Raw genomic sequence first — 7,307 nt, 5'->3', positions numbered from 1 at the left:
CTTAAGTGAACGGCATTAGCCTTAGGCGCTTTCTTATATTTCACGGTGTTGCTTATCTCAATGTCGCTTGGGAGAGTTTTGCTCTCATTTCCATTTCACCAATATTGAACTGGCGAACATCAATGGTTGCAATATCATTGCACTCGTTACATGCATGATGACACTTACCATCTAGGTAGTCGTGCTTTTTAACTAGGCTTGGCTTTTTGCACCAATCACAAACGCCTTCTATTGTGAACATATTCTCTCCTCACCTGTTTAAGTCAGGTGTATTTTCGGCGCAAATTATGACACAAGTAAGACCCATTAGTTAATAGTTTGTTACCCGTTTTTGAGAGGGGGATCGATTGCAACACCAATAAAATCGATATCTTTGAGATCTAGGAAAATGAAGATGTGTGTTTGTTTACGGTTTTGTAACATTTTGTAAAATGGTTTTTAGCGCATTGTTCAAACGTTTCATTTCTTCGTCACATCCGTGACCATCTGGATGGTAGATCTTTGATAGCTGTTTGTATCGGATCTTGATGCTTTTCTGGTCGGGGATTGAGCTAGGTGTGTAGCCAAATAGCGCGCAGGCCACCTGCAAATTACTCAGACCTTTGCTGTTTTTCTGCTTCTTCAATTCGTGGAACATAGTGTTCAGCTGGCGTTTTTGCTGCTTAATCGTAAGGTCCTTCGAGCTAAGCTGCGCTTCAAGTGATTGTTGTTGCTGTCGCGAATCACCCGACTTTAGAGCTTGTCTTTTTCTTGAGATAACGAGCGTCGCAATAATGCTGATGATTGAAATCAACACGGCCAACGCAGCACCAATCATATAGTCAGAGCTAGTTAGGTTAGAACTGGAGAGGTTAGAGCGTGATGCTTGGTTAGATTGAACGTGCTTAGATACCCCCTGACTGGTGTCTATTTCAGAGTCGATGCTGTCATCGAGCTGTTCTATTGAAGAGATCTGTTTTGCACGTTGCTGGTTGAATTGTGCTTCCAAAATGCGGTTGTAGCCCTCTTCTGCTTGTGGATTATCTTTTAAGGCTGCTTCATACCATAGCTGCGCTTTATCTAATGGTTGAAGGAGGTCTTGTTCTAGCGAGGATTCGTAGAGTTTTGCTACCTCGATAGGTGCGCGCTGGTTACCTTGCAACGCCGCTTTAATAAACCATTCCAAAGCAAGCTTGTTACTTTGTTCAACACCTGTACCTGCCAAGTACCATTCACCCAGTCTAAATTGCGCGTTTGGGTTGCCGTTTTCTGCTGACTGCGTGTACCAATACAATGCATCACTGGTGCTAACAGGAACGTCGACACCCGATTCATAAGCTTGAGCCAATTGGTATTGAGAAACTGGATCTTGAGGTTGTGATTCTAGTGAAAATTCATCACTGCTTGCTGCGTGCACGAAATGTGTGGTGGACAGTTGAATCGTGGAAAAGGTGAGGGCTAGAAATAGTGTTCTAAGAAATGATGATGACAGAATGTTGGATAGGATCAGCAAAAGATAAGTCTCGTAAAAAAGCCCAGAATCGATATGTCAGTATGAATACGCTTTATGGTCGTTGATTATTATTATCACGTTAAATGAGTAACATAACTGATAAACAACTATATAGAGGTTAATTCAATAGATAAAGATGGACTGGGCTTTAATCGTGCTACTTAAGCGGCAAGATTTGAATTTCTACGCGACGGTTACAAGCACGACCTTGAGAGGTGTTATTGTCACATAGAGGGTAGCGCTCACCGTTACCACGAGCAATAGCACGACCTGCAGCAACGTCTTGAGAGATCAAGAATGCACGAACAGATTCAGCTCGACGCTCAGAAAGGATTTGGTTCGTCGATTCGCTGTCAGTGTGACCTTCAATCACTAGGCTAGTGTCTGGGTATTCAACTAGGATGCGAGCAACGCCGCGAAGGGTATTGTGAATGCTTGATTCCAAAGCGTAAGAGCCAGAATCAAAACCGATGCCGTTTTCTAGGCGAAGTAGAAGTTGGTTTTCACCGACACGTTCAACTTGAACGCCTGAATTCATTAGCTCTTCACGAAGGGCAGCTTCTTGTCGGTCAAAGTAGTAACCAATACCACCACCAACAGCGGCGCCACCGGCAGCACCAATAAGTGCACGTTTACCACGGTCTTTAGAGTCACCAGTTGCAGCACCAGCAACGGCACCAGCGAGTGCACCAATTAGAGCGCCTTGAGTTGCAGAGTTAGCCTCAGATTCGCCAGTTGTCGCGTTTTGGCGTTGAGTTGCCTGACAACCCGTTAAAGCGATAGTAAGCGCTAGGGCTAGTGTGATTTTTTTAACGTATTTCTCCATCATGTACTTCTGTCAAACGAATGAATCCGAGTGACAAACATAGTCCTGTAAATCTTATTGATGGTTTTTATCAATACGTCGAAGCAATGTAAAGTGGCTCTATGATTTAGTTATCTTTTTAGCTGCCTGGGTACCGCCAACTGGTCGATTAACAGACAATTTACGACCTTTCTTCAAACCAACTTCATAATCGGCGGTGAGGTTTTTCATCGCTTCTCTCAGTTGCTGTTTGAACGTTTCACGGTCGATATTTTTGAATTCTTTATCAATGTAATTATTGATCTTGTTGTTTGATTCGTCGTCTGGGGTAATAGTTGGTAGCTTTTCAAGCGCACCTTCAACCCAGCCTGAAACAAACGAGTTCACGCGGCGTGTCACTTCTAAGGACCCTGTGCCAGAGCCAGCAAAGCTATTTCTGAATTGGCCGGTGTGTTCATTCAGTTCACGATAAATGATATCGAAAGCGAACGCTGCGAAGATCGCGCGGTCGGCTTCACCAATGAACTCAACACGCTTGAGGCCTTTATGATTCAGCAATACGGCTTCTACGCCAAATTTGGTGTTGATACCGCGAATAACACGCAGCAGTGTAGAACTGATATTTGCAGGTAACAGGTGACTGGACTGAGTTTTCCCCATCTTGATAAATTCAATATCGTCTTTTTCGAGACCATATTTCAGCATCAAGTTATGCGCCATTTTTATCGCATTGGCAGCTTCATTGACGTTCGCAGAATTTCCAAGCTCAAGACACTTGGCAATTTTCTTTAGGGCTTTTTTCTTATCCATCGACAATTTAATCAGTACCGCAAATTTTTAAAAGTCCAACATTTTACATGTTTTCGCGGGTAACAGAAAGGCAAAACTGGTTTGATGAACAAGGAAGGCGGTGAACATTGAACTGCATGAGCCCAGTTGGCGGTAAAAACAAAAACGCCATCAAGCGTATTGATGGCGTTAGTGACACGTTTTTTCAATATGTCTAGAGCATTCGTAAACTAGATACCCAGTTCATCGAGTAGATCTGCCGCAGAATCATTGCCAGAGCTTTGAGCTGGCTTGTTCGCTTCTTGCATTTTTTTCTGAGTCGCCTCAAGAATGCTATCTGGACATTCGTCTTCTGCGATTTCAAATTCTTCTAATTGAATGAACTCAGTCTTATCCATCGCAAGCTCAAGGTAGAAGATGTTGTTATTAGCGGTAGAGAAGGTCACACGACGAGCTTGTGGACGGTCGAGATTGGTATCAACAGAAAGGTTAACTTGCTTGTTCAGAGCCAGCATTTTCGGTTGGTTTTGTGTGATGTTGGTTTGCAGCTCTTTGCGGATTTTATTGGTGAAATCGCCAACTAATTGGTTCATCAACTCACCCAATACATCACCCACTTCGTCTGAAGTATGAAGCACAGCAAGCTCGTTTTCAGGCATGCCCATATTGCGCATGTAATTGGTGTAGATCTCTAGCGCTGCTTTGGACGTAAAATTAATAACAACGAGACCAGAAAAGCCGCCGTCAAACAGAACGAAGCAACCAAAATCTGGCTTTAGGCTTGTCTTGTTGATCTTTTGAACCATGGCTGAATAGGACACCTGAGAAGCCGTCGCTGAAGTCAGTACGCTTGAGACTGATTGGCATAGTTTAAGAAGGATATCTTCAGTTGTGACTGTTTTGTTTTTTTTCATTGTGATGTGCTCGTGGAGATGTCTTAAACAAAATGTTATTCAGTATATTGTTACTGAATTAAGACGAAAGTGACTATTTCTCCATTCTTGCACTGAGATTCTGATTTGATCACCTTTTTATATGATCTTAATAGTAGTAAAGTGACGAAATTCAAAGAAAATTATTAAAAATCTCAGATAACCCAATGCTGATAGGATCAGCGAAGTAGGGGCAGGAAGCAAATGTTACCAAGACTTCAACTCAATGCTGATGTCGATCCAGTTGTCGTACGCTTTTTAGATGAACTAAAAACAGCGGGCTTTACTGGCGACATTGAATCTCAATATTCTAGCCGTTTGGCTGTGGCGACTGATAATAGTGTCTATCAGCAATTGCCGCAGGCGGTCATCCTTCCTAAAACAACACAAGACGTTGTGCTTATCGGTAAAGTGGTTTCTAAATCCGCTTACGAACGCGTGACTTTTTCCCCTCGTGGCGGCGGTACCGGAACCAACGGACAATCTTTAACAAAAGGTGTCGTGGTTGACCTGTCGCGATACATGAATAAGGTTCTTGAGATTAACGAGAAAGAGGGCTGGGTAAGAGTTCAGTCTGGTGTCGTTAAAGATCAATTGAACGACGCTGTTCGCCCTTATGGTTACTTTTTTTCTCCAGACCTTTCTACCAGTAACCGAGCAACCTTGGGTGGCATGATCAATACCGATGCTTCGGGCCAAGGGTCATTGAAGTACGGCAAAACGTCTGACCATGTATTGTCGCTGCAAGCGGTGTTCGCAGATGGTTCATGTCTAGAATCTGATTTATCACACGGCTTACCTGTAGAGGGTGAATTCGCTCACCATGCACTTGCGGTGACAGAGGCGGTTTGTCGAGACAAACGCGCTCAAATCTTAGATAAATTCCCTCCGCTGAATCGCTTCTTAACAGGCTATGACCTAAAGAATGCAATCAACGAACAAGATGACAGCTTTGACCTAACTCGCGTTCTATGTGGCGCTGAAGGTTCTTTAGCATTCATCACGGAAGCAAAGTTAAACCTAACCAAGATTCCAAAAGCGCGCACACTGGTTAACGTGAAATACAACACGTTTGATTCTGCGCTGCGTAATGCGCCGTTCATGGTGGAAGCGAAAGCACTGTCTGTTGAAACGGTAGATTCAAGAGTATTGAACCTAGCGAAGCAAGACATCGTTTGGCACACCGTGAGCGATTTGCTGACTGATGTTCCGAACAAAGAGATGCTTGGCATCAACATGGTTGAGTTTGCAGGCCAAGATGAAGCGGAAGTTGAACAGCAAGTTCAAGCGCTGACTGCACGCCTTGAAACCATGGTTGAAAGCGAAGAAGCCGGCGTGATTGGTTTTCAAGTTTGTAGCGATTTGGCGAGCATTGGCCGAATCTACAACATGCGTAAGAAAGCAGTGGGTCTGTTAGGTGCGGCGAAAGGCCGAGCTAAGCCAGTCGCTTTTGCTGAAGATACTTGTGTACCACCAGAAAACCTCGCGGATTTCATCTCTGAATTTAGAGTGTTACTCGATTCAAAAGAGTTGAATTACGGCATGTTTGGTCACGTTGACGCGGGCGTATTACACGTTCGTCCAGCATTGGATCTGTGTGACCCGATGCAAGAAGCATTGATGCATGAAGTCTCTGATGAAGTGGTTAAGCTGGTGGCGAAATACGGCGGTTTAATGTGGGGCGAGCACGGTAAAGGTTTCCGTTCTGAGTATGGCCCAGACTTCTTTGGTGAAGAGCTGTTTACCGAATTAAGACGTATTAAAGCAGCATTCGACCCGCACAACAAGATGAACCCAGGCAAGATCTGTACGCCTTTAGAAAGTGACGCTGAATTGGTGAAAGTCACCGATACCAAGCGTGGTTTCTACGACCGTCAGATCGACGTACAAGTTCGTGACAGCTTCAAGCAAGCAATGGAATGTAACGGTAACGGCTTGTGTTTCAACTACGATACTAGCTCGCCAATGTGTCCTTCAATGAAAGTTACGGCTGACCGACGTCACTCACCCAAAGGCCGCGCAGGCTTGGTAAGAGAGTGGTTGCGTCAACTGACTGAACAAGGCGTTGATATTCTCGACCTTGAGCAAGAAGCGTTGAAAGACAACACACCCGTTAAGACTATGATTGAGCGTGTTCGCAATACGATGAACAAACGCCATGAGTACGATTTCTCGCATGAAGTTCATGAGGCGATGAACGGTTGTTTGGCGTGTAAAGCGTGTGCGAGTCAATGTCCGATCAAAGTCGATGTACCAAGTTTCCGTTCTCGATTCTTGAACATCTACTACTCGCGTTACCAGCGCCCTGCAAAAGATTATCTAGTTGCCAACATTGAAACCATGCTGCCGCTGATGGCGAAAGCGCCAAAAGTAGTCAACGCTGCATTGGGTCAAAAGTGGATCCAAACGGCAACAGCTAAAACGGTCGGTTATGTTGATGCACCATTGATGTCGGTGCCTACGCTCAAAAATCGTCTAGCGAGTAAAGAGCTGCAACTCTTCGATTTACAGTATTTAGAAGGCTTGTCTTCTGAACAGAAGAAACAGCATGTGCTGATCGTTCAAGACCCGTTTACCAGCTTCTATGATGCCGAGGTGATTGAAGACTTCGTCACTCTGGCTCAAAAACTTGGCAAAACTCCGGTACTGCTGCCGTTTAAACCGAATGGTAAAGCGTTGCACATCAAGGGCTTCTTAAATCGTTTTGCACGTGAGGCGAAATCGACTTCGGATTTCTTGTCGATGGTGGCGGATATCGGAATTCCTTTGGTCGGTGTTGATCCTGCTCTTGTGCTTTGTTACCGCGATGAATACGTCGAGATCTTAGGTGACAAGCGCGGCGACTTTGATGTACTTACTGTGCATGAATGGTTAATGCCATCGCTAGGTGAGTTCGAAGCACGCTCAGCAAGTGAAGATATGTGGTACTTGTTTGCTCACTGTACTGAGAAAACCAAAATGCCGAACGCTGAAAAAGAGTGGGGTACTATCTTCAAACACTTTGGGGCGGCGTTAACCAGCGTTCCTGTCGGCTGTTGTGGTATGGCGGGAACTTTCGGCCACGAAGTCGATAAGCTACAAATGTCGAAAGACATATATGGTTTAAGCTGGAAGCCTCAAATGCAGGACTTACCAAAAGATCGTTGCTTGGTGACGGGCTATTCTTGCCGCAGCCAAGTGAAGCGTTTTGAAGGTGAGAAGCTTGCTCACCCATTACAGGCGCTAGCAAAAATTCTCTAATACATTTAGCCCAGCAATTGCTGGGCTTTTTTCTAAACTAACAAAGGAA

5 protein-coding genes and 2 pseudogenes are annotated in these 7,307 nt (G+C 44.6%); 1 reads left to right on the top strand and 6 read right to left on the bottom strand.

Annotated features, from left to right (window positions below; genetic code table 11):
* Positions 1-52: 52 nt before the first annotated feature.
* The 6 genes and pseudogenes from AB4323_RS17080 to AB4323_RS17055 form a co-directional block, all read right to left on the bottom strand.
* Complete coding sequence (locus AB4323_RS17080) at positions 53-241, bottom strand: hypothetical protein (RefSeq protein WP_017059767.1); 189 nt, start codon at positions 239-241, stop codon at positions 53-55.
* Between the two features lie 165 nt (positions 242-406).
* Positions 407-844: pseudogene (locus AB4323_RS17075) on the bottom strand (hypothetical protein); the annotation flags it as partial.
* A gap of 80 nt (positions 845-924) precedes the next feature.
* Positions 925-1,492: pseudogene (locus AB4323_RS17070) on the bottom strand (tetratricopeptide repeat protein); the annotation flags it as partial.
* Between the two features lie 157 nt (positions 1,493-1,649).
* Positions 1,650-2,318 carry an OmpA family protein gene (locus AB4323_RS17065; RefSeq protein ID WP_372050980.1) on the bottom strand — a complete coding sequence of 223 codons (669 nt, stop codon included), beginning with the start codon at positions 2,316-2,318 and terminating at the stop codon, positions 1,650-1,652.
* Between the two features lie 99 nt (positions 2,319-2,417).
* Positions 2,418-3,107, bottom strand: a complete 690-nt coding sequence (locus AB4323_RS17060) for a DUF2786 domain-containing protein (RefSeq protein ID WP_017059769.1) — start codon at positions 3,105-3,107, stop codon at positions 2,418-2,420.
* 209 nt (positions 3,108-3,316) lie between these two features.
* The gene (locus AB4323_RS17055) at positions 3,317-4,000 is read right to left on the bottom strand and encodes a DUF3334 family protein (protein WP_017059770.1); all 684 of its coding nucleotides are present in this window, start codon (positions 3,998-4,000) and stop codon (positions 3,317-3,319) included.
* Positions 4,001-4,222: 222 nt separating this feature from the next.
* Here AB4323_RS17055 and AB4323_RS17050 point away from each other — a divergent pair, with 222 nt between their 5' ends.
* Entirely contained in the window at positions 4,223-7,258 is a 3,036-nt protein-coding gene (locus AB4323_RS17050) for an FAD-binding and (Fe-S)-binding domain-containing protein (RefSeq protein ID WP_017066184.1), read from the top strand.
* Positions 7,259-7,307 lie beyond the last annotated feature (49 nt).

The sequence above is a fragment of the Vibrio sp. 10N.261.52.C11 genome (genome assembly GCF_041471405.1).
GTDB classification, from domain to species: Bacteria; Pseudomonadota; Gammaproteobacteria; order Enterobacterales; family Vibrionaceae; genus Vibrio; species Vibrio crassostreae_C.
Note: the sequence above shows the minus strand (reverse complement) of the source record. Positions and strands in the feature narration are given on the sequence as shown.

Bases quoted from the DNA above. Each gene is read 5' to 3' on its own strand.
- AB4323_RS17055 (WP_017059770.1), bottom strand. From the start codon at position 4,000: ATGAAAAAAAACAAAACAGTCACAACTGAAGATATCCTTCTTAAACTA.
- AB4323_RS17060 (WP_017059769.1), bottom strand. From the start codon at position 3,107: ATGGATAAGAAAAAAGCCCTAAAGAAAATTGCCAAGTGTCTTGAGCTT.
- AB4323_RS17050 (WP_017066184.1), top strand. From the start codon at position 4,223: ATGTTACCAAGACTTCAACTCAATGCTGATGTCGATCCAGTTGTCGTA.
- AB4323_RS17080 (WP_017059767.1), bottom strand. From the start codon at position 241: ATGTTCACAATAGAAGGCGTTTGTGATTGGTGCAAAAAGCCAAGCCTA.
- AB4323_RS17065 (WP_372050980.1), bottom strand. From the start codon at position 2,318: ATGGAGAAATACGTTAAAAAAATCACACTAGCCCTAGCGCTTACTATC.